Annotated in this window: 21 protein-coding genes; 9 read left to right on the forward strand and 12 right to left on the reverse strand. The window is 63.3% G+C overall.

Going from position 1 to position 22,814, the window contains the following annotated elements; genetic code table 11:
• The first annotated feature begins 2 nt into the window (after positions 1-2).
• The 3 genes from dusB (at position 3) to phoU (ending at position 3,999) form a co-directional block, all read left to right on the forward strand.
• Positions 3-1,142, forward strand: coding sequence for a tRNA dihydrouridine synthase DusB (gene dusB / locus ABIB36_RS01440; protein ID WP_354558948.1), 1,140 nt, complete (start codon positions 3-5; stop codon positions 1,140-1,142).
• Between the two features lie 117 nt (positions 1,143-1,259).
• Complete coding sequence (locus ABIB36_RS01445; protein WP_354559285.1) at positions 1,260-3,254, forward strand: LCP family protein; 1,995 nt, start codon at positions 1,260-1,262, stop codon at positions 3,252-3,254.
• Positions 3,255-3,324: 70 nt separating this feature from the next.
• The gene (gene phoU, locus ABIB36_RS01450) at positions 3,325-3,999 is read left to right on the forward strand and encodes a phosphate signaling complex protein PhoU (RefSeq protein ID WP_084347097.1); all 675 of its coding nucleotides are present in this window, start codon (positions 3,325-3,327) and stop codon (positions 3,997-3,999) included.
• 77 nt (positions 4,000-4,076) lie between these two features.
• On the opposite strand, the gene pstB is transcribed toward phoU, so the two are convergent.
• The 6 genes from pstB to ABIB36_RS01480 form a co-directional block, all read right to left on the reverse strand.
• Complete coding sequence (gene pstB, locus ABIB36_RS01455; RefSeq protein ID WP_354558949.1) at positions 4,077-4,853, reverse strand: phosphate ABC transporter ATP-binding protein PstB; 777 nt, start codon at positions 4,851-4,853, stop codon at positions 4,077-4,079.
• A 50-nt stretch (positions 4,854-4,903) separates the two neighbouring features.
• Positions 4,904-5,812, reverse strand: coding sequence for a phosphate ABC transporter permease PstA (gene pstA, locus ABIB36_RS01460; RefSeq protein WP_084347095.1), 909 nt, complete (start codon positions 5,810-5,812; stop codon positions 4,904-4,906).
• A 3-nt stretch (positions 5,813-5,815) separates the two neighbouring features.
• On the reverse strand, positions 5,816-6,859 hold the full coding sequence (pstC, locus tag ABIB36_RS01465) for a phosphate ABC transporter permease subunit PstC (RefSeq protein ID WP_084347094.1): 1,044 nt from the start codon (positions 6,857-6,859) through the stop codon (positions 5,816-5,818).
• Between the two features lie 96 nt (positions 6,860-6,955).
• Complete coding sequence (gene pstS / locus ABIB36_RS01470) at positions 6,956-8,050, reverse strand: phosphate ABC transporter substrate-binding protein PstS (protein ID WP_084347093.1); 1,095 nt, start codon at positions 8,048-8,050, stop codon at positions 6,956-6,958.
• Between the two features lie 140 nt (positions 8,051-8,190).
• A complete protein-coding gene (mshD, locus tag ABIB36_RS01475; protein ID WP_084347092.1) occupies positions 8,191-9,108 on the reverse strand; it encodes a mycothiol synthase in 918 nt (305 codons plus the stop codon).
• Positions 9,109-9,882 (reverse strand): winged helix-turn-helix transcriptional regulator, encoded by a 774-nt coding sequence (locus ABIB36_RS01480; protein ID WP_354558950.1) that lies wholly within the window; start codon positions 9,880-9,882, stop codon positions 9,109-9,111.
• A gap of 167 nt (positions 9,883-10,049) precedes the next feature.
• On the opposite strand from ABIB36_RS01480, the gene ABIB36_RS01485 reads away from it, so the two are divergent.
• The 5 genes from ABIB36_RS01485 to ABIB36_RS01505 all read left to right on the forward strand — a co-directional run bounded on the left by ABIB36_RS01485 (position 10,050) and on the right by ABIB36_RS01505 (position 13,221).
• Positions 10,050-10,829, forward strand: coding sequence for an LmeA family phospholipid-binding protein (locus ABIB36_RS01485; RefSeq protein ID WP_354558951.1), 780 nt, complete (start codon positions 10,050-10,052; stop codon positions 10,827-10,829).
• Complete coding sequence (locus tag ABIB36_RS01490; protein ID WP_084347089.1) at positions 10,826-11,242, forward strand: thioredoxin family protein; 417 nt, start codon at positions 10,826-10,828, stop codon at positions 11,240-11,242. Before ABIB36_RS01485 ends, ABIB36_RS01490 begins: the two co-directional genes overlap by 4 nt.
• A gap of 286 nt (positions 11,243-11,528) precedes the next feature.
• Positions 11,529-11,996, forward strand: a complete 468-nt coding sequence (locus ABIB36_RS01495; protein WP_084347088.1) for a DUF4395 domain-containing protein — start codon at positions 11,529-11,531, stop codon at positions 11,994-11,996.
• Positions 11,997-12,076: 80 nt separating this feature from the next.
• Positions 12,077-12,913, forward strand: a complete 837-nt coding sequence (locus tag ABIB36_RS01500; RefSeq protein WP_084347087.1) for a sulfurtransferase — start codon at positions 12,077-12,079, stop codon at positions 12,911-12,913.
• Between the two features lie 2 nt (positions 12,914-12,915).
• The gene (locus tag ABIB36_RS01505; protein WP_084347086.1) at positions 12,916-13,221 is read left to right on the forward strand and encodes a DUF1416 domain-containing protein; all 306 of its coding nucleotides are present in this window, start codon (positions 12,916-12,918) and stop codon (positions 13,219-13,221) included.
• A gap of 68 nt (positions 13,222-13,289) precedes the next feature.
• On the opposite strand, the gene ABIB36_RS01510 is transcribed toward ABIB36_RS01505, so the two are convergent.
• Positions 13,290-14,705, reverse strand: a complete 1,416-nt coding sequence (locus tag ABIB36_RS01510) for a cutinase family protein (protein ID WP_354558952.1) — start codon at positions 14,703-14,705, stop codon at positions 13,290-13,292.
• A 324-nt stretch (positions 14,706-15,029) separates the two neighbouring features.
• Here ABIB36_RS01510 and ABIB36_RS01515 point away from each other — a divergent pair, with 324 nt between their 5' ends.
• Entirely contained in the window at positions 15,030-15,704 is a 675-nt protein-coding gene (locus ABIB36_RS01515; protein ID WP_084347084.1) for a heme-binding beta-barrel domain-containing protein, read from the forward strand.
• Positions 15,705-15,904: 200 nt separating this feature from the next.
• Here the strand turns inward: ABIB36_RS01515 and cydC are convergent, their stop codons facing one another.
• The 5 genes from cydC to ABIB36_RS01540 form a co-directional block, all read right to left on the reverse strand.
• Positions 15,905-17,620, reverse strand: a complete 1,716-nt coding sequence (cydC, locus tag ABIB36_RS01520; protein ID WP_354558953.1) for a thiol reductant ABC exporter subunit CydC — start codon at positions 17,618-17,620, stop codon at positions 15,905-15,907.
• The gene (gene cydD / locus ABIB36_RS01525) at positions 17,610-19,283 is read right to left on the reverse strand and encodes a thiol reductant ABC exporter subunit CydD (protein WP_084347082.1); all 1,674 of its coding nucleotides are present in this window, start codon (positions 19,281-19,283) and stop codon (positions 17,610-17,612) included. The genes cydC and cydD overlap by 11 nt, the downstream gene beginning before the upstream one ends.
• Complete coding sequence (gene cydB, locus ABIB36_RS01530) at positions 19,280-20,323, reverse strand: cytochrome d ubiquinol oxidase subunit II (RefSeq protein ID WP_354558954.1); 1,044 nt, start codon at positions 20,321-20,323, stop codon at positions 19,280-19,282. The genes cydD and cydB overlap by 4 nt, the downstream gene beginning before the upstream one ends.
• A gap of 11 nt (positions 20,324-20,334) precedes the next feature.
• A complete protein-coding gene (locus ABIB36_RS01535; RefSeq protein WP_084347080.1) occupies positions 20,335-21,801 on the reverse strand; it encodes a cytochrome ubiquinol oxidase subunit I in 1,467 nt (488 codons plus the stop codon).
• A gap of 102 nt (positions 21,802-21,903) precedes the next feature.
• Positions 21,904-22,782: an aminodeoxychorismate lyase gene (locus ABIB36_RS01540; RefSeq protein WP_354558955.1), complete on the reverse strand. Its 879-nt coding sequence runs from the start codon at positions 22,780-22,782 to the stop codon at positions 21,904-21,906.
• Between the last annotated feature and the right edge of the window lie 32 nt (positions 22,783-22,814).

Consider the following 22,814-nt stretch of genomic DNA (forward strand, 5'->3'; position numbering starts at 1 on the left):
CCATGACATTGCAGATCGGCTCGCTCGAGCTGAACAGTCCCGTTGTCCTCGCTCCGATGGCAGGTGTGACCAATGTGGCGTTCCGCACATTGTGCCGAGAGCAGGAGATAGCGCGCGCCGGCAGTACGTCGGGCCTGTATGTCTGCGAGATGGTCACTGCTCGTGCGCTCGTCGAGCGCCAGCCCGCCACGATGCACATGACTACCTTCGGTCCGACCGAAACCCCGCGGTCACTGCAGCTCTACACCGTGGATCCGGACACGACTTACGCCGCGGCGAAGATGATCGTCGATGACAACCTCGCCGACCACATCGACCTGAACTTCGGTTGCCCGGTCCCGAAGGTGACGCGGAAAGGCGGCGGCGCCGCGCTCCCCTACAAACGCAAGCTGTTCGGACGCATCGTCGCGGCCGCGGTGAAAGCGACAGAAGGAACGTCGATTCCGGTGACGGTCAAGTTCCGCGTCGGTATCGACGAGGAACATCACACACACCTCGACGCCGGCCGAATCGCGGCAGGCGAAGGTGCGGCAGCCGTGGCGCTGCACGCGCGCACGGCCTCGCAGCGTTATTCGGGAACAGCCGACTGGAGTGAGATCGCTCGGTTGAAGGAGCACGTCACCGATGTCCCCATTCTCGGCAACGGCGATATCTTTTCGGCGTCGGACGCCGTTCGCATGATGGCCGAAACCGGTTGCGACGGAGTCGTCGTCGGTCGAGGATGTCTGGGACGTCCGTGGCTGTTCGCCGAACTCAGTGCACGCTTCGCGGGGCGCGCGGAGCCCACACCCCCGACGCTCGGCGAGGTCGCCGTCATCATTCGCCGCCATGCCGAGCTTCTGGCTGCACACCATGGCGAGAACAAGGGTCTTCGTGAACTGCGCAAGCATGTCTCGTGGTACCTGCGTGGTTTCCCAGCCGGATCCGATCTGCGCGTGGCGATGGCACTGGTGAAGACCTTGACCGAATTGGACGATCTGCTCGGCCAACTCGACCCGACGGTGGCATTCCCGAAAGATGCCGAAGGCCCACGTGGCAGACAAGGTTCGCCCGGCGTTGTGTCACTGCCCGAGGGGTGGCTCGATGACCCCGAGGACGATCGAGTGCCGGTCGGAGCAGATTTGATGAATTCCGGCGGCTGACCGAGGTCACGACCGCGAGGATCGGTCGGGGTGGACCCCACAGGTTTCCTCAGTATCATTGCGGGGATCGCCCGACTCGGCGGCAAGAGAGATACGCGGAAGGCCAGGTTCACATTCGTGGGTGACGATCGAGACTCGAGCCCACCTGCGCCCGAAGGACGAGCTCCCTGGGAGCGTCCGATCTCCCGAATCTCACACGAGCCTCGGTCACCGAGTAGCGCGCCGGTGCCGCCCGCATCCTCAACCCCCGCATCCTCACCGCCCGCATCCTCACCGCCCGCCTCCCGCCGCAAGGTGCCCGAGCCGACCGCCAAATCCGCGGACAGCGAAACCCCTAGCGGCAAATTCAACCGACTAGGTAAGCGTTCCTCTCGAAAATCCGACTCGGTATCGGTCGCCGACCTCGTGGACAAGATGGCCGACGACGATCCACTCGCCGAGACGCCGTCCGTTCGCGCGTGGCCCAGCCGGCCCGAGGTCGATGACCCCACGGAAAAGATCGACCCGATCACGGACTCGACGCCGTCGCCGGTGAGCCCACCCCCGGTTGTCGCGCTGCCCGAAGCCGTCGGCAGCCCCGCCGATGATCGGCCGGTCCTGACTCGTTTGGCCATGAGCAAGGTGCGCCGGCAAAAGCGCCTCCGCAATATCGGCCGCGGATTCGTTTCCCTCGTCGCCGTTCTCGCGCTTGCTCTCACCGGAATGGTCTGGGGATACCTTCGTAGCACCGACAAAGGCTTTGCACAGGTCGCCGCCCTGGACCTGGATTCGACGGACGTCGTGGACGCCGCCGGTCAATATGGTGACGAGACTTATCTGATCGTCGGTACGGATACTCGTACCGGTGCCAGCGGCCAGGTCGGCGCAGGCACGGTGGCCGATGCCGAAGGCGCCCGCTCGGATACCGTCATGCTGGTCAACATTCCTGCAGATCGAAGCCGTGTCGTCGCAGTCTCGTTCCCACGCGACCTCGACGTTGTTCGCCCTGAATGCGAGGGCTTCGACAATTCCACCAACACGTACACCGGCGAGATGTACCCGTCCGCGGACGGCGACAAGCTCAACGCCACTTATGCGCTCGGCGGGCCCAAGTGTCTCGTCAAGACGATCCAGAAGATCTCCGGTTTGAAGATCAGCCACTTCGTCGGTATGGACTTCGCCGGATTCGAATCGATGGTGGACGAAGTGGGTGGCGTCGAAGTCTGCACGCCGCAGCCCCTGGTCGACTATGAACTCGGCACCGTGCTGGAGACCGCTGGGGAGCAACGTATCGACGGCCGCACGGCGTTGAACTACGTACGAGCACGCAACGTCGAAAGCGAGGGCAACGGCGACTACGGGCGTATCAAGCGTCAACAGCGGTTCCTGTCCTCCCTACTGCGCTCTGCGCTCTCGAACAAGGTCCTGCTCGACCCAGGCAAGCTCAACGGTTTCGTCAACGCCTTCACCAGCGACACCTTCGTCGAGAACGTGAAGACCAAAGACCTTGTCACTCTCGGCCGTTCCCTGCAGAACGTCGACGCGGGAGCGGTCACCTTCCTGACGATCCCCACTTCGGGTACCAACGACTGGGGCAACGAGATCCCGATCGACGATGCCATTGCCGTGATCTTCAGTGCCATCATCAACGACGAGCCGTTGCCCGGCGAAGAACGTCGAGACCCGCCGCCCAGCGCGGAGCCGTCGATTCAACCGACAGCGCCGCTGCTGGCAGTCGATCCGACGACCGTCTCGATCCAGGTCTCCAATGCTTCCGAGATGGTGGGGATGGCGGCCACTGCGTCCAGCGAACTGTCCACCTATGGTTTCCAGATTCTCGATGTCGGTAACTTCGTCGGAACAGCCAAGCAGACCGTCGTCCGCTTCTCGGAGGGCCAGGAATCCGAGGCCGCCACGGTGGCGTCGGCGATCCCCGGGGCAGTCATCGAGCAAGCGCAGGGGCTCGACAGCATCGTCGAGGTCGTACTCGGCTCGGACTATCCCGGGTACTCCACTGCACCGACGGCGTTCGGTGAGCCGATCGAGGCCACTCGAGTTCAGGGTTCGACCGAAGGCGCGCCCTTGCCCGAGGATCTGTCGTTCACGAATGCAGCCGACGATACCTGCGCCTGAGCGAGCCATTCACGCTCCGTTCACCCGCTCGACGGTGACCATATGGGTGTGACCTACTAAACTCACAGGTATGCGCGTCGCCTACAAAGAACAGATGAACGACCTTGCCGATATCCTCGGACAGATGGCCACACTGGCCGGCTCTGCGATGGAGAAGGCAACTCAGTCACTACTTCAAGCAGACTTGCTCCTCGCCGAGCAGGTAATCTCCGATCACGACAAGATCTCCGAACTGAGCACCATTGCCGAGGAGAGGGCCTTCACCCTCCTCGCGCTCCAAGCTCCGGTTGCGGGGGATCTCCGCTCGGTCGTATCGGGAATCCAGATCGTCGCCGACATCGAGCGGATGGGGGCGCTCGCCCTGCACGTCGCCAAGATCACCCGGCGTCGTCACCCCAACAACGCCCTCCCCGAGGAGGTCAACGGCTACTTCGCCGAAATGGGTCGAATCGCCGTCCAACTCGGAGCATCTGCGCGCGAGGTTCTCGAGACCCGCGATCCCGAACGCGCCGCCAAGCTCCACGAGGAGGACGAGGCGATGGACGACCTCCATCGTCACCTGTTCACGGTGCTGATGGATCGTGAATGGAGTCACGGCGTCGCTGCGGCTGTAGACGTCACCCTTCTCGGGCGGTTCTACGAGCGCTTCGCAGACCATGCAGTCGAGGTCGGACGCCGAGTCATCTTCCTCGCCACCGGTGAGATGCCGACCGAATTGAGCAGCACGCACCTGCCCAGCAGCTGACTCTTCGCTCGTACCGAACGCGCACAAGAAGAACCCCCGAACGCTGAGCGTTCGGGGGTTCTTTTCCTGTACTTTCCCTAGCCGAAGCGACCGGAGATGTAGTCCTCGGTGGCCTTCTGGGTGGGATTGGAAAAGATCTTCTCGGTGTCGTCGATCTCGATGAGCTTGCCTGGCTTACCGGTCGCCTCGAGATTGAAGAAACCGGTCTGATCGCTCACGCGTGCGGCCTGCTGCATGTTGTGCGTGACGATGACGATCGTGAAGTCCTTCTTCAGCTCACCGATGAGGTCTTCGATGGCGAGCGTCGAGATCGGGTCCAGCGCCGAGCACGGCTCGTCCATGAGGAGGACGTCGGGCTGCACTGCAATGGCACGGGCAATGCACAGCCGCTGTTGCTGGCCACCGGAAAGACCACCACCGGGCTTGTCGAGGCGGTCTTTGACCTCGTTCCAGAGATTCGCGCCTTTGAGGGAGCGCTCGGCGATCTCGTCGAGTTCTTTCCTGTTCCGTCCGCCCTGCAGCTTCAGGCCCGCGACGACGTTGTCCCGGATCGACATCGTCGGGAACGGGTTGGGGCGCTGGAAGACCATGCCGATGGTACGACGGACACCGACAGGGTCCACGCCGGAGCCGTAGATGTCCTCGCCGTCGAGCAGCACTGATCCTTCTACGCGCGCGCCCGGGGTGACCTCGTGCATGCGGTTGAGCGAACGCAGCACTGTAGATTTGCCGCAACCGGAGGGCCCGATGAAGGCAGTCACGCCACGCGGAGGAACCGCGAGGGTGACACCTGCGACGGCTTGGAACTTGCCGTAGAAGATGTTGACGTCTTTCAGGTCGAGACGTTTTGCCATGATCGGCTCCTGGGTTTCTCGAGCGGGGAGATTCGTGGGTGGCGCAGTGATCAGAAGTTCTTGGGTGCGAAGAACTTGGAGACCAACTTCGCGCCGATGTTGAGCAAAGCAATGATCAGGATCAGCGTCAGTGCTGCTCCCCACATGCGCTCGCTGGTGAGTGCGCCGGTTCCGGCTTTCTGCAGGTCGACCATCATGAGAGGCAGGGAGGTCTGCGGCCCCTCGAACAGATTGAAGTTGATCGCGGTAGCGGAACCGACCAGGATCAGCACCGGCGCGGTCTCACCCATGACGCGGGCGAGCGCGAGCATGATGCCGGTGACGATGCCGGACAGTGCCGTCGGAACGACGATCTTCGCGATGGTCTTCCATTTCGGCACACCTAGTGCGTACGACGCCTCGCGCAGATCCTGCGGAACGATGCGCAGCATCTCCTCCGACGACCGCACGATGACCGGGATCATCAACAGGACCAAGGCAAGCGCGACGGCGATGCCGGACCGGTCGAAGCCGAAGGTGGCGATCCACAGTGTGTAGATGAACAGTGCGGCGACGATGGACGGGACACCGGTCAGAATGTCGACCATGAACGTAGTGATCTTGGCGAGGCGTGTTCCGACACCGTATTCGACGAGGTAGATGGCGACGAAGACACCGATCGGAATCGAAATCAACGCGCAGAACAATCCCTGCATCAGCGTCCCGACAATGGCGTGATAGGCGCCGCCACCAGCGATGAACGGGGTGAGGCCTGCTTGCGAGTTCATCCACCATTCGGGTGCCACCACTGCACTGATGCCGCGCGAGATCACCGTGTAGAGAACCCAGATGAGCGGAACCAGCGCGACCAGTACGGCCAGACTGACCAGCACGGTCGCGAATCCGTTGGCGAACTTACGTCGAGCACTGACGCCCTTGAAGGTCTTTTCCTTGACCGGACGATCCAGCGTTGCGGTCATGGCCTAGGCCTTCTTTCCGGCGATGGCGGCGCGAGCGCCCGCGTTGACGACGAAGGTGAGCACGAAGAGAACGAGGCCCGCCGCGATATAGGCACCCGCCTGGAGCTGGTTGTTGAACTCCCCTGCCGCGAGCGCAATCTTTGTCGCGAAGGTATTTCCGCCGTCGAAGAGTGTCCATCCGAAGGTCGCTTGTGTGCTGCGAATGATGATGTACAGCGCGATGGTCTCGCCGAGAGCGCGCCCGAGCCCGAGCATCGAACCACTGACGAATCCAGACTTTCCGAATGGAATGACGGTGGTCCGGACGACTTCCCATCGGGTTGCGCCGAGCGCGAGGGCCGCTTCGATCTGCCCCTTCGGCGTCTGGACGAAGACTTCACGTGTCACTGCCGCGATGATCGGGAGGATCATGACGGCGAGGACGATCCCGGCGGTGAAGATGGTGCCTCCACCGGCGATCGATACCGACCCGGTGGCGAAGAGCGGAAACCAGGCGAGGTTGGTGTTGAGCCATTCGGCGAGCGGGCTGATGGCCGGCGCCAACACGTACAGGCCCCAGAGCCCGAAGACGATCGACGGAACCGCAGCAAGCAGATCGATGACGTAACCCAACGGGCCCGCCACTTTCTTCGGGGCGTAGTTGGTGAGATAGACGGCGATTCCGAGCGCGACCGGCATCGCCAGGATCAACGCGAAGATCGACACGGTCGCGGTCACCAGGAGCAGGTCCCGGATACCGAAGACCATGGCCGAGGTGTCCGAGGTACTCCAACTTCCGTTGTACGTCAGGAAGTTGACCGTGTTGTTCTGCAGCGCCGGAATCGCCCGCCACAGCAGGAACAGTCCGATGGCGGCGATGAGCACGATGATGAAGACACCCGAGCCCTTGGCGAGGGTGGCGAAGATGCGGTCACCAGGGCGAGTGACGGTACCGCCCTTGACCTTCTTGTCCGGCAATTGAATGGACTCTTCCGTGTTCCGGGGCGCCCCGGTCGCGGTGGTGTCATCCGCGGACGTAACGCCGGTGATCGAGTGGGTGTCTCTCATACCGCTCACGTCTCTCGTGTGGTGGTCGAGGACGGGTCCTGCCCGATGCCGAGGAGATTCATCCACGGCATCGACACAGGTTCTCGTCTCATTGAATCAGGCGATCGCGTCGATCGCAGTGACCAAACGCTCTTTGAAGGACTCGGGCAGCGGGACGTAGCCGGCTTGTTCGAGACCCTGCTGGCCCTCGTTGGCCGCGCTGAGCAGGAAGGACTTGACCGCGGCACTGGTGTCGGCGTCGTAGCCTTTCGAGCACACGATTTCGTAGGTGGCAAGAACGAGGGGGTAGGAATTTTCGACGTCGCTCGCGTAGAGGGCGTCGATGTCGATGACGAGGTCGTTACCCTCGCCGGAGAACTCAGCGGTATCGATTGCCGTACCCGCGGTCTCGCTGCTCAGTTCGACCGGTCCGTTCCCGAAGTCGACGTCGGCGGTGCCGAGGTTCTCCTGTTCCGCGAAGCCCTTCTCGACGTACGTGATCGAGCCGGGGGTCGCAGCGACCGCCTGCGCGACCCCGGACGAACCGTTCGCGCCTTCGCCGACGCCACCGGCCCAGTCCGAGCTGTGATCGAGTGTCCACGCCTGCGGAGCAGACGCGGAGAGGAACCGCTGAAAGTTGTCGCTGGTGCCCGAGGAGTCCGACCGATACACCGGAATGATCGCCGTGGACGGTAGCGAGACGCCTTCGTTGACAGCGGCGATCGCCGGGTCGTTCCAGGTGGTGATCTGACCGGTGAAGATCCGGGCCGCGAGCTCGGGGGTGACCACCAAGTTGTCGACACCGTCGAGGTTGTACGCGATGGCAACCGGGCCGAAGACGAGTGGGAGATTCCAAGCGGGGTTGCCCTGGCAGCGTTCGGCGGCTGCGGCAGCCTGCTCTTCCTTGATGGCCGAGTCCGAGCCTGCGAAGTCGACGAGGCCGGCCACGAACTGGGTACGTCCGTTGCCCGAACCACTCGTCGTGTATTCGACGGCTTTGCCGGAGCACATGCCCGCGTAGACGGACGTGAAGTTGTACATCGCGTTCTGCTGAGCAGAGGATCCTTCACCGGTCAGCGGTGACTTGCCCTCACATGTTGCGGCCGTGGTCCCCGATGCCGCTTCGATGTTCGAGTCGCTGCCGCACGCGGTCAGCAGCATGGCACTGATTGCCGCTGCGCTGATCAAAGCAGCATTGCGCTTGAGATTCACCGTTTCCTCCGAGGATTCTTGTTGCCGTTGTCGCTGATAGGGCAGCGTCGGCGCTACCCACAGCAAAACGTAGAGGGAGCCGGTTGACAGCTACCCCCGAAACAATGAACGGAGAATGAACAGAGTGGGCAATTGTCCGTTTACGGACGCGTGTACGCCGCGTCGACGTGGAATCGCGAGAAACCGAGGCGTTCGTAGGTGTGCACAGCAGCGGTGTTGTCCGCCTCGACGTAGAGCAGCACTTCGGCAAGCTGTCGGTCGCGCAGATAGTGCAGGCCTGCGAGGGTCAGAACCCGGCCGAGACCACGCCCCTGAGACGCCGGGTCGATACCGACGACGTAGACCTCGCCGATCTCGTCTTCGCCTGCCTCGGCTTCGTGCACTTTCGTCCAATGGAAGCCGAGCAGATGGTCGGTGCCTTCTTCGAAAGCAAGGAACACCCCGGCCGGGTCGAACCATTCTTCGTCGCGGCGTTCGTCGATGTCCTTCGCGGTCCAGCCACCTTGTTCGGGATGCCAGGCAAACGCTGCACTGTTGACGCGCAGAAGTTCCGCATCATCGCGAGGCCCTTCATAGGTGCGCAACGTGATGCTCTCCGGAACAACAACTTCGGGCAGTTCCGGCGTTGCGAGTGAGCGACGCATTTGCAGCAGTTCACGAGCTACCGTCAGGCCGAGTCGAGCGGCGACCGCCTGTGCGGGTTCGAGATTTCCGTGGGCCCAGACTCGGGCCCCGTCTCCACCCTCGGACAGTGCACGGTCGACGAGGCTGCGTCCCGCGCCTCGGCCGCGGAACTCCGGATCTACGACGACTTCAGCCATCGGCGGAGCCTCGGCCGAACCAGCCGCGATGCCCGCGTAGCCGACAATACGAGTGCCCTCGGAAACAACCAGATGCTGCACCGAACCGTCCGCCGAGATTGCTTTGACGGCCTGTTCCGACAGGGGCGCAGTGCCGTCGGTGACGGCGGCACGTGACACCACCGCCTTGACGGCCTCGGACACGTCCGAGGTCATCGCTGCGGAGTCGAGTCGGGAGATTTCGAACGAGAGGGTCATCTACTGAGCCGCACTTCCGTGGGTCGTGCCGTTGAGCGAGGTCAACTCGACGTTGTCATGGCCATCGTCTTCGTGACCTGCTGCAACCGACCCACCCTTTGCAGTGCGGGAAGGGCGCACCGCCTTGTATCCGACGTTGCGGACGGTACCGATCAGCGACTCGTACTCGGTGCCGAGTTTCGCGCGAAGGCGTCGAACATGCACGTCCACGGTTCGGGTACCACCGAAGAAGTCGTATCCCCATACCTCCTGGAGCAGCTGAGCACGCGTGAACACACGTCCGGCGTGCAAAGCCAGATACTTGAGGAGCTCGAACTCCTTGTACGTCAGATCGAGGGGGCGTCCGCGCAACCGTGCGGTGTACGTGCCCTCGTCGATCACGAGTTCACCGAGAGTGATTTTTCCCGACGCCTCCGGGCTTGCCACTCCCCCGGAACGTCCGACGAGTAGACGGAGCCGGGCATCGAGCTCGGCGGGTCCGGTGCCGGGGAGAAGAATGTCGTCCAGGCCCCACTCGGAGTTGACCGCGACGAGACCGCCCTCGGTGAGTACGGCCACCACCGGGATCGCCGAGCCGGTACTGCCCAGCAACCGGCACAATCCGCGTGCGGCGGCCAAGTCGGTACGAGCGTCGACCAGGGCGATATCAGCGGAACCTGCCTCCAGGAGCGAGGAAACTTCCGTGGGAACAGGCCGCACATGGTGCGACAGAAGCGCAAGCGACGGTAGAACGGCCTCCGGATTCGGATCGGAGGTCAGAAGCAGGAGCTCCACACAGCCTCTATTCTTACCGCTGTCGTGCCGATATCGAACTGAGTCGATTTTCGGCGGGACGCCGTCTTCGGGAGCGAAGCCGACGGCTTTCTCAGGGGGTAAGACTAACTTGTCCACGGGGACCACCGTTCAACGCAGTCCCGGATCCGTCGGTCACAATGGTCCCCATGCGCAAACTGATCATCGGTCTCGTGAGTCTGCTGGCACTCGCCCTCGTCATCGACTTCGGGGTTGCGGCCTACTCCGAGTACCGCGTCTCTCGCGCAATTCGTGAGGGCGGGGACCTCACCTCGGACCCTCAGGTCACGATCCACGGTTTCCCTTTTCTGACCCAGGCCGCCGAAGGCAAGTACCAGAATGTCGAGGTCCGGGCACAGGACGTCCCCAACGACTACGTCGGGTCGACGACGATCGAAGCCAATCTGCGTGGCGTGTCGATCCCCCTGTCGGACTTGGCCGACGGGTCGGTGCAGACCGTTCCCGTCGATAAACTCGACGGGCGGGTGCGCATCGAGGCGACGGACCTCGGGCGCTTCCTCGGCATCGTCGACCTGCAGGTTTCTGCGCCACCCGCCGACAAGTCGGACGGCACGGGCGGTTCGGGTGGGTCGGGAAAAACGACGAACGGCGGAGTCGTGCTCACCGGCACCGTGCCGGTCGGACCGGTCGAGACCGAAGTCAGCGTCCAGGCAGATTTGATTCTCGATGGTGATCGGGTGAGCATCGTCGCCACCGATTTCTACTTCGGCCCCGAGGGCAGTGCGGACTTCACGATCCCCGACTTCGCGAAGTCTGCTGTGCTCGGTCTGTTCACGAAGACGATCGACCGCCAGACGCTTCCGTTCGGAGTGCTTCCCACCGATGTCTATGCCGAGGGTTCTCAGATCGTGATCGAAGGCTCGGCGGAGAACGTGACGATCGACTTGGACCAGATCGAAAAGTCATGACCGGAATCACAATTCTCGTTGTCGTACTGGTTGCCGCATCGGTAGTCGGCGTAGTCCTCACCTCACGCGCAGGAAAGGTACGGCACGCGGCCACGAAGGGAGCCTCCCCTCGCTTGACCGCCATGCTGGCAGACGCCGGTGCGGTCTCTGGGCACGCCACGGTTCTGCACTTTTCTGCCGACTGGTGTGGCCCCTGTAGTGCTGTGCGACGCGTCGTGGGGCAGGTACTCGCCGAACTGGACGGTCCCACCGAGCTCGAACTCGACATCGACGAACACCAGGCGCTCGCCCGGGAGCTGGGCGTCCTGTCGCTTCCAACGACATTCGTTCTCGACGGACAGCTGAACCAGCACGTTCGGATTGCCGGAGTGCCGAAAGCGGCCGCCCTGAAGGCTGCGTTGCTCGACCTGTAGTTCTGCTGGTCGAAGTTCTCGGGGTAGGGTGTTCGATGTGTTGTCCCGCCATGAGCTGTTGCTCACCAGTCGTCGCACGGTAGACCTGTGCCGACTGGGCGGTTGTTGCTGTCGCTGCTGCTGATCCCTCGTTCCGCCGGTGCCCTTGGTGCGCACTCCGGAAAGTTTTTTCAGGCGATCACGGGTAGATCCCTCATTACCCCTCTGCAGATGTGCTGGTTCTGTACTTCGGACCCGCCTAGACACCCGACACCGTCAACAAATCAAGCGCAGGAGCACCTTCACGATGTCTACCGACCTACATTCCGCGGTCGAACAAGTCGATGCCCGTGGCCCACGATTCGCGGCCTGGATCACCACCGCCGTACTCGTCGTGGTTCTACTGTTGTCGTCCTTCTCCGTTGTTGCCGCGGCAGTGCTGCTGGCTGCGCAGGCCGTGGTCTTTGCGATCGGTGCCGCCTTCGGCCCACAGCGCAGCCCCTACGGCCGACTGTTCGGGCTGTTTCTCGCACCGAGGTTGTCGCCGGCCGGCGAACGCGAGCCGACGCCGCCACTGAGGTTCGCGCAGCTCGTCGGCTTCCTGTTCGCGGCCACCGGTGTCTTCGGTTTCGCCGCTGGGCTACCGACTCTCGGCGCTGTGGCCACTGGCTTCGCACTGTTCGCGGCCTTCCTCAATGCCGCCTTCGCGGTGTGCCTCGGCTGCCAGATCTACCCCCTCGTGGCGCGGTTGCGATCGCAGACCGCCCGCGCCTGACATACCTACCCACCTACCACCTATCCATCACCGACCGACACAATTTCTCCCCTCTGATATCCATCACCGAAAGGAAACCCATGGCCCGCTCCGACGTCCTGGTCTCTGCCGACTGGGCCGAGCAGAACCTGAACGCCACGAAGACCGTTTTCGTCGAGGTCGACGAAGATGCAAGCGCCTACGACGGCGGTCACATCGAAGGCGCAGTGAAACTCGACTGGCGCAAGGACCTGCAGGACCCGGTTCGCCGCGACTTCCTCGGCCAGGACCAGTTCTCAGATCTCCTGTCGGCGAAGGGAATCGCCAACGACGACACCATCGTGCTGTACGGCGGTAACAACAACTGGTTCGCCGCCTACGCGTACTGGTACTTCAAGCTGTACGGCCACAAGGACGTCAAGCTCATCGACGGCGGCCGCAAGAAGTGGGAACTCGACGGTCGTCCGCTGTCGAGCGATGTCGTCACTCGGGACACGACACAGTACCGGGCACAAGCGCCCGACCTGTCGATCCGCGCATTCCGCGACGAGGTCATCGACGCCATCGGCAACAAGAACCTCATCGATGTTCGCTCCCCCGACGAGTTCTCCGGCAAGATCCTCGCGCCGGCGCACCTGCCGCAGGAGCAGGCGCAGCAGCGTGGACACGTACCCTCTGCGATCAACATCCCGTGGAGCACCACTGCCAACGAGGACGGCACGTTCAAGAACGACGACGCCCTCGAGGCGCTGTACAAGGAAAAGGGCTACGACGAGGGCAAGGCGACCATCGCTTACTGCCGCATCGGCGAGCGTTCGAGCCACACCTGGTTCGTTTTGAAGGAACTTCTCGGCAAGTCCGACGTCAAGAACTACGACGGCAGCTGGGTCGAGTACGGCTCCCTCGTGGGAGCACCCATCGAGTTGGAGGTTCACTGATCATGTGCGGAGCACCCGTTCAAGGCCAAACGATTCCGGCAGGCGTCGATGTCGAGAAGGAGACCGTCATCACCGGTCGTGTTCTTGCCACCGACGGTGAGCCTGTGGGCGGCGCATTCGTGCGTTTGCTCGACGGAACCGGCGAGTTCACAGCAGAGGTAGTGGCGTCGGGAACCGGAGACTTCCGGTTCTTCGCGGCCCCCGGCAAGTGGACCCTGCGTGCACTGTCCTCGTCCGGCAACGGTGACGCGGTGATCACCCCCGAAGGTGCAGGCGTGCACTCGGCGGATGTGACCGTCGGAGCCTGATTTCATCCAGAGCACGAAAGAGCCCCGCATCGATTCTTCGTCGATGCGGGGCTCTTTCGTGCTCTGTCCTAGTTCTGCGGTAGCGCTACGCCGAAGGAATCGAGCAGTGCTCCCAGATCGGTGTCACGAGTGAGGGTTCCGGGCGTCGGGAGTGTCTGCGGAGCCGGGTCGGGCTCGACCTCGGAGGGTGCCGGAGGTGCATCGCCGGCGCGCTTGTTCTCGCGTTCGATTTCGGCCAGATCCGTCACCCAGGCGACAATTTTTTCGCTCTCCCATACGCGGCCGTCATTCGGATTGTTGTTCCAGTACAACAGGTGCTGGAGGAATCCGAGAAAGATGTACGGCTCGATGAGGACGTCGACTATCCCCCTGTTGTTCGCCACCAGACCTTCGCCTTCGGCACGTACTTTCGCACGCACCGTCTCGGCTCCTGGCCCCATCGCCCAGTCGAGGTCTTCGCGCAGACGCTCAGGGGTCAGCTCTGCACGGGCTTTACCCTCGTCGACCTCATAGGTCCGATCGGAAACCTTGAGAAGCACTTCGAGCAGCGTCTCCTCGGACCCGACCCAGTCCTTCTGGGTGACGATGTCGACGATCGCACGGGTGGCTATGGAGGTCACGGTGCGGGCGAAGTCGGCGACAGTCTGGACGGGGTCGAGCACTGTCAGCCGCATCTGTCCGAGCACTCCGAGCGCCAGTTGCAGCGCGAGAATGTTCGCGGGAGCGTCGCAGGCAAGATCGTAGGGCCGACAAGCCCACGTCATCTTGTCGTTCAGCGTGCCGTAATCCTTGGCCTCCGGCGACTGGAAACCCCCGCGTGTCGGGCCGGGCTCGTCGATATTGGGTACGCCTGCAGGTCGGTACGGATCCCCCAGGAGCGCGACACCGGCGATGTCCTCGCCCGTGACGAGGGCATCGGGTGCGCGGTGTCCGAGTTCCATCGCGACACGCTCGACCACCTCGCCGCCGACGCTGTAGCCGAGGAGCACGAACTTGGTGTCTTCACCGCACTTGTTCTTGTACTCATCGAGCAGACGGTTGGTCGAGGCGACACCTGCGGCAACCGATTCTTGATACGTGGGCACGTCGGAGACCAGGCCCACTCCGTACGTCGATGGATACGGAACGTACAGCCAGCCGACCGATCCCGGGTTGCTCGCGCCGGCCTGGCCGACGGGGAGCGTCACGTTGCCCACCCAATTGCCCGTCGGGGACCGGGGTTCTTCGTTCAGCGGATCACGGTCGGCATCCGAGTCGGTGGCGCCGGACACTGCGAGCATCAGAACGTCCGGGCACTCTCGCGCAAAGTTGTTCGGGTCGACATTCGGGCCGTCGTCTTCGGAAGAGGACCCGGTTGCAGACCCGGTCGTCGACGAGCCCGATTCCGGAGCTGCGGCTGCCGCCGCGGGAACGGCGAGGAGCAACGCCACCCCCAGCGTCGCGGACTTCGTCAAAATCGAGCCCGCACGTGTTCGGCAACGCATCCAAGATCCTCTCCAGCACACTTCGAGACAGCTTTCGACAAGACAAAAAGTCGGGCGCAGACCGCCCGACACCACACTGGAGAAGGTACCGTGCCGAGCCCGAACCGTTTGCTACAGAGTGTGAAACCCCGATGTCAGGGGCCGGATTCTGGGAGATCGCACTATCGACTTCGGCGTTGTCCCCACCGCGATTCTGCGCAGTGAATCGGGTGGGTCTAAACTCGGCGTCGTGGTCATCTTCTTCGAGCTTCTGCTGGCACTGGCTGCAGTAGCCATCATCGCGTTCTCGCTCTACGTCGTCTACCGCTTGGTCACCGAAGAATCGTGACCGAGCGCGCAGCCGACGGGTCGGGCGAGACCACACGGTCCGCCGATGAAGCGATCGCCGAAGCTGCCGAGAAATTTGCGGCGGCGTCGGCACGCAACATTCCGACGTTGCCGGATCTTCCGCACCCTGAAGACACCGCCAACCTTCGCCTCGGACCCGAACTGAATCCAGCGATGCTTGCGCTGCTTCCGTTGGTCGGCGTCTGGCGCGGCGAAGGTGAGGGTCGCGATCCCGAGTCGGGACAGGAGTACCCGTTCGGGCAGCAAATTGTCGTCTCACACGACGGCGGTGCCTACCTCAGCTGGGAATCGCGCTCGTGGCGCCTCGACTCCGACGGCAACTACGCGCATCCCGACCTTCGCGAAACCGGCTTCTGGCGGATCACCGGCGATGACGTCAAGGGCAGCGAGACGCCTGAGGTCATCGAGTTTCTGCTGACGCACAGCACCGGCGTCGTCGAACTCTATTACGGGCACGCACTGAATCAGACTTCGTGGGAACTCGCGACCGATGTCGTCATCCGGTCCACTTCGGGCGCCCTCGTCGGTGGCGCCAAGCGGCTGTACGGCATCGTCGATGGTGCCGACCTCGCGTACGTCGAGGAACGTGTCGACGCCGACGGCGAGCTGGCACCGCGGCTGTCTGCTCGCCTCGTCCGCTATATCGGCTGAAAAGTCACTCATCGGTCCTTCGGGCCGTACTTCCGACGCACGCGAACGGCCCCCGAGCCGTACCTGTTTTCAGGTCTCGGCCGGATATGACCGAGGGCTCGGGAGCCGGGTAGCTGCCTTGGATTCGCTTGCCGCTCGCGCGGTCTTCGAAAAGTGAATCCGTCAGCGGTTGCGGCTAGCTGACAGCCACCTCACGCGTCCTAGAGTTCTTCAACGTCAGACCACCTCCTCTCCCGTGTACTCAACAACGTACGCCGCGATTCCGAAGTCGGCAAAGGAATAATTTCGCCGGGAAGGTCGAGGTCCAAGACCAGGTCAGCATGGTTGTCCGGCGGAAGCTGATGCGTTACCACCACGACCGCACGATTCCCGTCGACGATACCGTCGGAGCGGTCGAGGAGCCGTCGCAGCAGCTGCGCTCCCCCGTCGTCGTCGAGGTGTTCGGTCGGTTCGTCCAGCAGCAGAATCGGCGCGTCGGACAACAGTGCACGAGCCAGCAGAAGGCGTCGACGCTGTCCTCCGGACACCGCCTGTGCACCGCCGACGAGGGTCGTGTCGATGCCGTCCGGGAGCGAAGAGATCCAGGCGCCGAGGCCGACTCGGTCGAGCGCCTCGACCGCCTCGTCCGGCTGCACGTCGCCGCGTGCCACCCTCAGGTTTTCGAGAATCGAGGTGTCGAACAAGTGTGCATCTTCGGCGAAGAAACGGGCACCGGAGCCCTCGACGGTTCCGCTGATCGGTGGCAGCAGTCCCGCGAGCGTCATCAAGAGGGTGCTCTTGCCGATACCGCTGGGGCCGACGATCGCCACCCTCGCCCCGGGACCGACATCGAGATCGACCGGCACCGTAGTCGAGGAAGACCCCGGCCAGCCGCACCGCAAGTTTCTCGCAGTGACACGATCGGTGAGCGAGTCCAGATCATTCACTGTCTGCGGAGCGGGCTCGTCCGCAGCGTCCAGCAGCTCCACGATGCGTGACGCCGAAATGCGTGCTCTCGTGAGTGCAATGGCGGCACCAGGCAGCGCAGAGGTCGCCTCGAAGGCGGAAAGCGGCACGAGCACGATGATCGCCAACGCCATCGGCGTCATACCACCAGCTGTTCCGCCTGTGCTGCCGTACAACGAGATACCGACGAGCAGGGAGCCCAGCACCGCCGCACCGATGGAGAGAGGTAATGCCGCGTCGGCGAAGGCTGCAGGCAGTGCCGCCCGGTCGCGGGCCTTCACCGATGCACGGTTGGCTTCGGCAGCATCCCGAAGGGTCTTGTCCAATCGTCCGGCGACCCGCAGTTCCCCGGCGTGATCGAGGGCGCGGACGGCGGTTTCGCTGAACTCCGCCCGGGCCGAAATGCCCTCGGACTCGGCGATGACGGCAGATCTCGCCGCCCAGTAGGGAGCGAGTACCCCGGCGACCACGAGAGCCAGCAACAGAATCAATGCCGCGGCCGGCGAGACGAACGCCAACACGACGACAGCCGCAATCGCCAGAACTATCGATACGCAGATCGGCACGATCGCACGCACCACGACGTCACCGAGCACGTCGACGTCGTTGCCGGTGCGCGACATCAGATCGCCGCGACGCAATCCCGCTGCTGCAGCCGGGTTGCCTGCGGCGAGCCGTTCGTAGAGACGGGTTCTCGCCGACGTCGTTCCGCGCAGGGCGGTGTCGTGGGTTGCCAGGCGTTCCAGGTATCGGAATACGCCGCGCGAAATGCCCAGTGCTCGAACAGCGACGACGGCGACCGTCAGATCCAACACCGGTGGCATCTGCCAGGCGCGGGTGATGAGCCAAGCGGATACCGCCGCAAGGGTCAGTGCGCTACCCAAGGTCGCGACCCCTGCCGCCACGGACATGGCGACTCGGGACGGACGAAGTTCGAGAAGTTCGAGAGCGCGCCGAAGGTCAACGAGCATGGCGTGCCTGCACTTCGATGATCGTGTCGGCACTGATGAGAACCGAACGACGGTGACCGACCACTACGACGGTTCTGCCCTCGTCGGCGAGGCGACGAATGGTTTTCAGTACTGTCGCTTCGTGGGTCGCGTCGAGGTGAGCCGTGGGTTCGTCCAGCAGAAGCACCGGGGCCGAGGAGGTCAGGACTCGTGTCAGCGCGAGGCGTTGGCGCTGTCCGAGGGAGAGCCCGACACCTCCGGTACCGACGACGGTCTGCCATCCGAGCGGTAGCTCTGCCAGAACCTGATCGAAACCTGTTGCTGCGCAAATACTGTCGAGTTCCTGGGGATCGGGCCGTGTTCCGGTGAGCAGGAGGTTGCTCTCCAGGGTGCCGGGAAGAAGGACCGGTCGCTGTGGGAGCCATGCGATCTGACGCCACCAGGACTGCACATCGACGTCGGCCAAGTCTGTTCCGCCGACGGTGACCGTGCCTTCGTCGGGCGCAGTCAGCGCGAGAATCACGCTCAGCGCCGTAGACTTTCCTGCCCCGTTCGCACCGGCCAGCACCGTTACGGTACCGGGTTCGAATACGGCGTCGAGTCGGTGTGGGGCGCTGCCGCCACGGGCATCGACAGAAATCGAAGCCAGCTCCAGCCGTGCGCCACGGGCTTGAATCGAACGCGTTCCTGCCCTCTCCGTCGGGCGATCGTCCAGCACGCCGAACGCCTTCTCCGACGCAGCGACGCCGTCCTCGGCGGCGTGGAATTGCGCCCCGACCCGGCGTAGCGGAACGTACACCTCGGGTGCAAGTACCAGCGCGATGATGCCGGCCTCGAGAGCCATGTCCCCGAAGACCAGTCGGAGTCCGATGCTCACGGCGACGAGAGCGACACACAGAGTGGCAAGCAGTTCGAGAACCATCGAGGACAGAAACGCGATCTTCAGTGCACGCATGGTCGCGCGTCGATGTGCCTCGCCGAGTGCCCGTACCCGCGCTGCAGGCCCGTGTTCACGGCCCAGTGCCCGGAGCGTCGGAAGTCCGGCGAGGAGGTCGAGCAGTTGGGCAGACAAACGCGTCATCGATTCGAGCGTTGCCTCTGCCTTCCCCTTGGTCAGCAGGCCGATCAGGATCATGAAGATCGGAATCAGCGGAAGCGTGAAAAAGATGATCGCTGCCGACGTCAGATCCTCGGTCAGGATGACCACGAGCGTCAGTGGCGTCAGCGTTCCCGCCAGGATCAGCGCGGGCACATAGCCGGTGAGGTAGGGAGCGAGACCGCCCAAAGCCCTGGTCACGACCGTCGCGACGCCTTCGCGCTCGGAATCGAGTCGACGTGGATCACTGTTCGACGCGGCGGCGAGGACATCGTTCTCGAGCTCTTCGACCACGCGCGAGGCCGCACGATGCGCGTAGCGCGATTGCAGCCATGTCGAGGTAGTTCTGACCACGATGGCTCCGGCAAGAACTGCCAACTGCCCGGACCAGTTCGAGATCGATCGTGCTGCGGGATCGGTGATGACGCCCGCGAGCACTGTGCCTGTCATGACCGCGGAGACGATGATCGCCGCGGTATCGACGAGCGAAAGAAGCACTGTCAACAGCAGATACCGCCGCGCCGATCGCGAGTACCGCCACAACCGGGGGTCGATCGGTCCCCGGCGCGGCGCGGCGGTGACTGTCATGACTTGCGACCGAGCGGCAATCCGATCGAGTCGGGGATGTGCGCGGTGGAGATGCGCTGGCGGAACACCCAGTACGTCCACGCCTGATAGCCGATGACGACCGGTGCCGTGAAGGCAGCTGCCCAGGTCATCACCTTGAGCGTGTACGGGCTCGACGACGCGTTCTCGATGGTCAAGCTGAATGCGGGATCCGTCGTGGACGGCATCACGTCGGGGAACAGTGATCCGAACAGCAGTACGACGACGGCGATGACGGCGATCGTGGTGAACACGAATGCCCAGCCCTCGCGCATCTTGGCGGTGAGAGCGACAACGGCGATCAGCGCGATAGCGGCGATCGCGACCATGATCCACGTCCACCCTGTTCCGTAGGCGAGTTGGGTCCACAGCGCGAAGGCGCCGCCGACCACGACAGCCGGAACCGACAGTCGTACCGCCATTTTGACCGCGTCCTCGTGCACGTCATCGGAAGTCTTGAGCGCGATGAACACCGCTCCGTGCAGCGCGAACACCAGCGCCATCGTGGCGCCGCCGAGCAGGGCATACGGGGAGAGCAGGTCGAAGAACCCGGCGGTCACCTTCTTGTTCTCGTCGATTGCCACTCCGCGCACGATGTTGGCGAACGCGACGCCCCACAGCACGGCCGGTATCCACGAGCCGATGCCTATGCCGAGATCACAGCGTCGTCGCCACACCGGGTCGTCGATTTTGCCGCGGTACTCGATGGCGCAGATACGCAGGATGAGCGCGACGAGGATCAGCAGCAGCGGTATGTAGAACCCGGAGAACAGGGTTGCGTACCACTCCGGAAAGGCTGCGAACAGTGCACCTCCGGCAGTGATGAGCCACACCTCGTTGCCGTCCCACACCGGGCCGATGGTGTTGAGAACTGCGCGACGCCTGCGTTCTCCGACCTGCGGATCCGATGCCCGTCCGAAAACCGGGATCAGCATGCCGACGCCGAAGTCGAAACCTTCGAGGACGAAGTAGCCCACGAACAGCACTGCGATCGCGACGAACCAGAATTCTTGAAGTCCCATGACCGTTCCCCTCAGTACGCGAACGAGAGTTGTTGCGGAGCGTCGTCATCCGTCGGATCGTCTTGATCGCCACCCGGCGGGTGCTGATCGTGTTCGAGCGGGCCTTCGACTACATATTTGTGGAGGAGGTAGTACCACACGACGCCGAGAGCTGCGTAGACCACCGTGAACGTCACCAGCGAGGCAACGACGAGGGAGGCCGGGTGATCGGACACTCCTTGATCGACCGTGAGTCTGATTCGATCGACACCGGTCGGGTTGGGAGCGACAACCCACGGCTGACGTCCCATTTCGGTGAAGATCCAGCCGGCGCTGTTGGCCAGGAACGGCGTCGGGATCGCGGCGAGGCTCAGCCAGGAGAACCAGCGCTGGTTCGGGACGCGTCCCCCTCGGGTAACCCAGAGTCCGGCGATCGCGAGCAGTGCCGAGCCCGCGGCCAGGCCGATCATCGCGCGGAATGCCCAGTAGGTGACGAACAGGTTGGGCCGGTAGTTGCCCGGTCCGAACTGCTGTTCGTACTGAAGTTGTAGGTCTTCGACGCCCTGCAGGGTCACTCCGGAGAACTGTCCCTCGGCAAGATAGGGCAGCACGAACGGCACCTCGAGAACGTGGGTGACGCCATCGCAGTTGTTGTGGGTGCCGACAGTCAGGATCGAAAAGTTCGGATCGGTTTCGGTGTGGCAGAGCGATTCCGCCGAGGCCATCTTCATGGGTTGCTGCTCGAACATGAGCTTGCCCTGGACATCACCGGTGTAGATCAGCGCGATGCCGGACAGGATCATGACCACGAAGGACATGCGAGCGGCCGGACGGAACATGCTCCGCGAGTTGGTGTCGCGACCCTTGCGTGCCTCGCGGACCATCCACCAGCCCGAGATCCCGGCGACGAACGTTCCGGCCGTCAGGAATGCACCGGCGACGGCGTGCGGAAATGCGGCGAGGGCGGTGTTGTTGGTAAGCAGTTCCCAGATACTCGTCAGTTCCGCGCGACCGGTCTCTTCGTTGTAGATCGCACCGACTGGATGCTGCATAAACGAATTGGCGGCGATGATGAAGAAGGCGGAGGCGTTGACACCGATCGCGACGAGCCAGATCGTGGCCAGGTGAACAAGTTTGGGCAGCCGGCCCCATCCGAATATCCACAGCCCGAGGAACGTCGACTCGAGGAAAAACGCGACGAGCCCTTCCAGCGCGAGCGGTGCACCGAAGACGTCACCGACGAAGCGGGAGTACTCGCTCCAGTTCATGCCGAACTGGAACTCCTGCACGATGCCGGTTGCGACACCGAGCGCGAAGTTGATGAGGAAAAGTTTTCCGAAGAACTTGGTGAGTCGATACCAGGAGTCCTTCTTGGTGATCACCCACATCGTCTGCATCGCCGCGATGATCGGGGCAAGACCGATCGTCAGCGGAACGAGAATGAAGTGGTAAACGGTGGTGATACCGAATTGCCACCTCGAAATATCCAAGGTATCCATGACGACTCCGACTCTCCCGCCCCCCGGGGCAGGTAACTGAAGTTACCGCTCACGCGGGCTTATTGCAGCGAATCCTAGATTACTACTACGCGAAGTAGTAGCTCAAGCGTCGACAGTGTCTCCCTCCCCACGTTCGATCGCGAAATCGACCATCGAGCGGATGTCGTCGGCGTTGTCAGGGGTGGCCAGCGTGACCCCGTTCAGGGTGACGACGCGCGCCGCGAGCGTGATACTCGAGATCAACCAAACACCTTCTGCAGCAATCAGATCCGCGGGAAAGATGTTCGCCTTCTCGCAGGTGTATCCCTTTGCGGTCGCGACGTCGAACAGAGCGTCGACAGTGGTTCCGGCCAGGATCCCATGCTCGACCGGCGGTGTGATCAGTGTCTTACCGCGGGAGATGACCACTGTGGACCGCGGCCCCTCGAGGACCTGCCCCTCATTGCTGGTGTAGATCACCTCGTCCGCACCCTGCTGGGCGGCATGCCGCAACGCGGCCATGTTGGTCGCATACGACAGCGTCTTGGCCCCCATCAACTGCCACGGCGCCGCCGCTGCGAAATCCACCGAATACCCGCGACCGAGTGTCATAGCCGACACCCCTTCGGCACGGGCCTTGGCAACCCGTTCGTGCAGTGGACCCACCGTCGCATAACCCGTCGGACCACCGCCGCTCTCCCGGCCGCGACTCAACACCACCCGCAGCGCACCCTCGCTCCTCGTCTTGCGCACCCACTCGTCCACCGCAAGGCCGATGACCAGCCTCCAGTCATCCAAGTCGGGCTCAGGCAGATCGAGCGCTCTCGCCGAGGCAGCCAGGCGTGTGAGGTGCCGCTCCACCCCACACGCCGCTCCGTCCCGAATCAGAAGCGTCTCGAAAATCCCGTCACCCCGAACTGCCGCAAGGTCGTCGGCACACAGAAGCGGTTGGTCTGCGTCGTGAACTTGCCCATCGAGGGTCACTACTACACGGTCGGACATGGCGCCCACCCTAACGGGGTCGCTTTGCGGGC

The organism is Rhodococcus sp. UYP9, from assembly GCF_040547235.1.
In the GTDB taxonomy this organism is placed as follows: domain Bacteria; phylum Actinomycetota; class Actinomycetes; order Mycobacteriales; family Mycobacteriaceae; genus Rhodococcoides.

Coding starts and splice junctions, on each gene's coding strand:
- dusB (WP_354558948.1), top strand. CDS start 3: ATGACATTGCAGATCGGCTCGCTCGAGCTGAACAGTCCCGTTGTCCTC.
- phoU (WP_084347097.1), top strand. CDS start 3,325: ATGCGCGTCGCCTACAAAGAACAGATGAACGACCTTGCCGATATCCTC.
- pstB (WP_354558949.1), bottom strand. CDS start 4,853: ATGGCAAAACGTCTCGACCTGAAAGACGTCAACATCTTCTACGGCAAG.
- pstA (WP_084347095.1), bottom strand. CDS start 5,812: ATGACCGCAACGCTGGATCGTCCGGTCAAGGAAAAGACCTTCAAGGGC.
- pstC (WP_084347094.1), bottom strand. CDS start 6,859: ATGAGAGACACCCACTCGATCACCGGCGTTACGTCCGCGGATGACACC.
- mshD (WP_084347092.1), bottom strand. CDS start 9,108: ATGACCCTCTCGTTCGAAATCTCCCGACTCGACTCCGCAGCGATGACC.
- ABIB36_RS01485 (WP_354558951.1), top strand. CDS start 10,050: ATGCGCAAACTGATCATCGGTCTCGTGAGTCTGCTGGCACTCGCCCTC.
- ABIB36_RS01490 (WP_084347089.1), top strand. CDS start 10,826: ATGACCGGAATCACAATTCTCGTTGTCGTACTGGTTGCCGCATCGGTA.
- ABIB36_RS01495 (WP_084347088.1), top strand. CDS start 11,529: ATGTCTACCGACCTACATTCCGCGGTCGAACAAGTCGATGCCCGTGGC.
- ABIB36_RS01500 (WP_084347087.1), top strand. CDS start 12,077: ATGGCCCGCTCCGACGTCCTGGTCTCTGCCGACTGGGCCGAGCAGAAC.
- ABIB36_RS01505 (WP_084347086.1), top strand. CDS start 12,916: ATGTGCGGAGCACCCGTTCAAGGCCAAACGATTCCGGCAGGCGTCGAT.
- ABIB36_RS01510 (WP_354558952.1), bottom strand. CDS start 14,705: ATGCGTTGCCGAACACGTGCGGGCTCGATTTTGACGAAGTCCGCGACG.
- cydC (WP_354558953.1), bottom strand. CDS start 17,620: ATGCTCGTTGACCTTCGGCGCGCTCTCGAACTTCTCGAACTTCGTCCG.
- cydD (WP_084347082.1), bottom strand. CDS start 19,283: ATGACAGTCACCGCCGCGCCGCGCCGGGGACCGATCGACCCCCGGTTG.
- cydB (WP_354558954.1), bottom strand. CDS start 20,323: ATGGGACTTCAAGAATTCTGGTTCGTCGCGATCGCAGTGCTGTTCGTG.
- ABIB36_RS01535 (WP_084347080.1), bottom strand. CDS start 21,801: ATGGATACCTTGGATATTTCGAGGTGGCAATTCGGTATCACCACCGTT.
- ABIB36_RS01540 (WP_354558955.1), bottom strand. CDS start 22,782: ATGTCCGACCGTGTAGTAGTGACCCTCGATGGGCAAGTTCACGACGCA.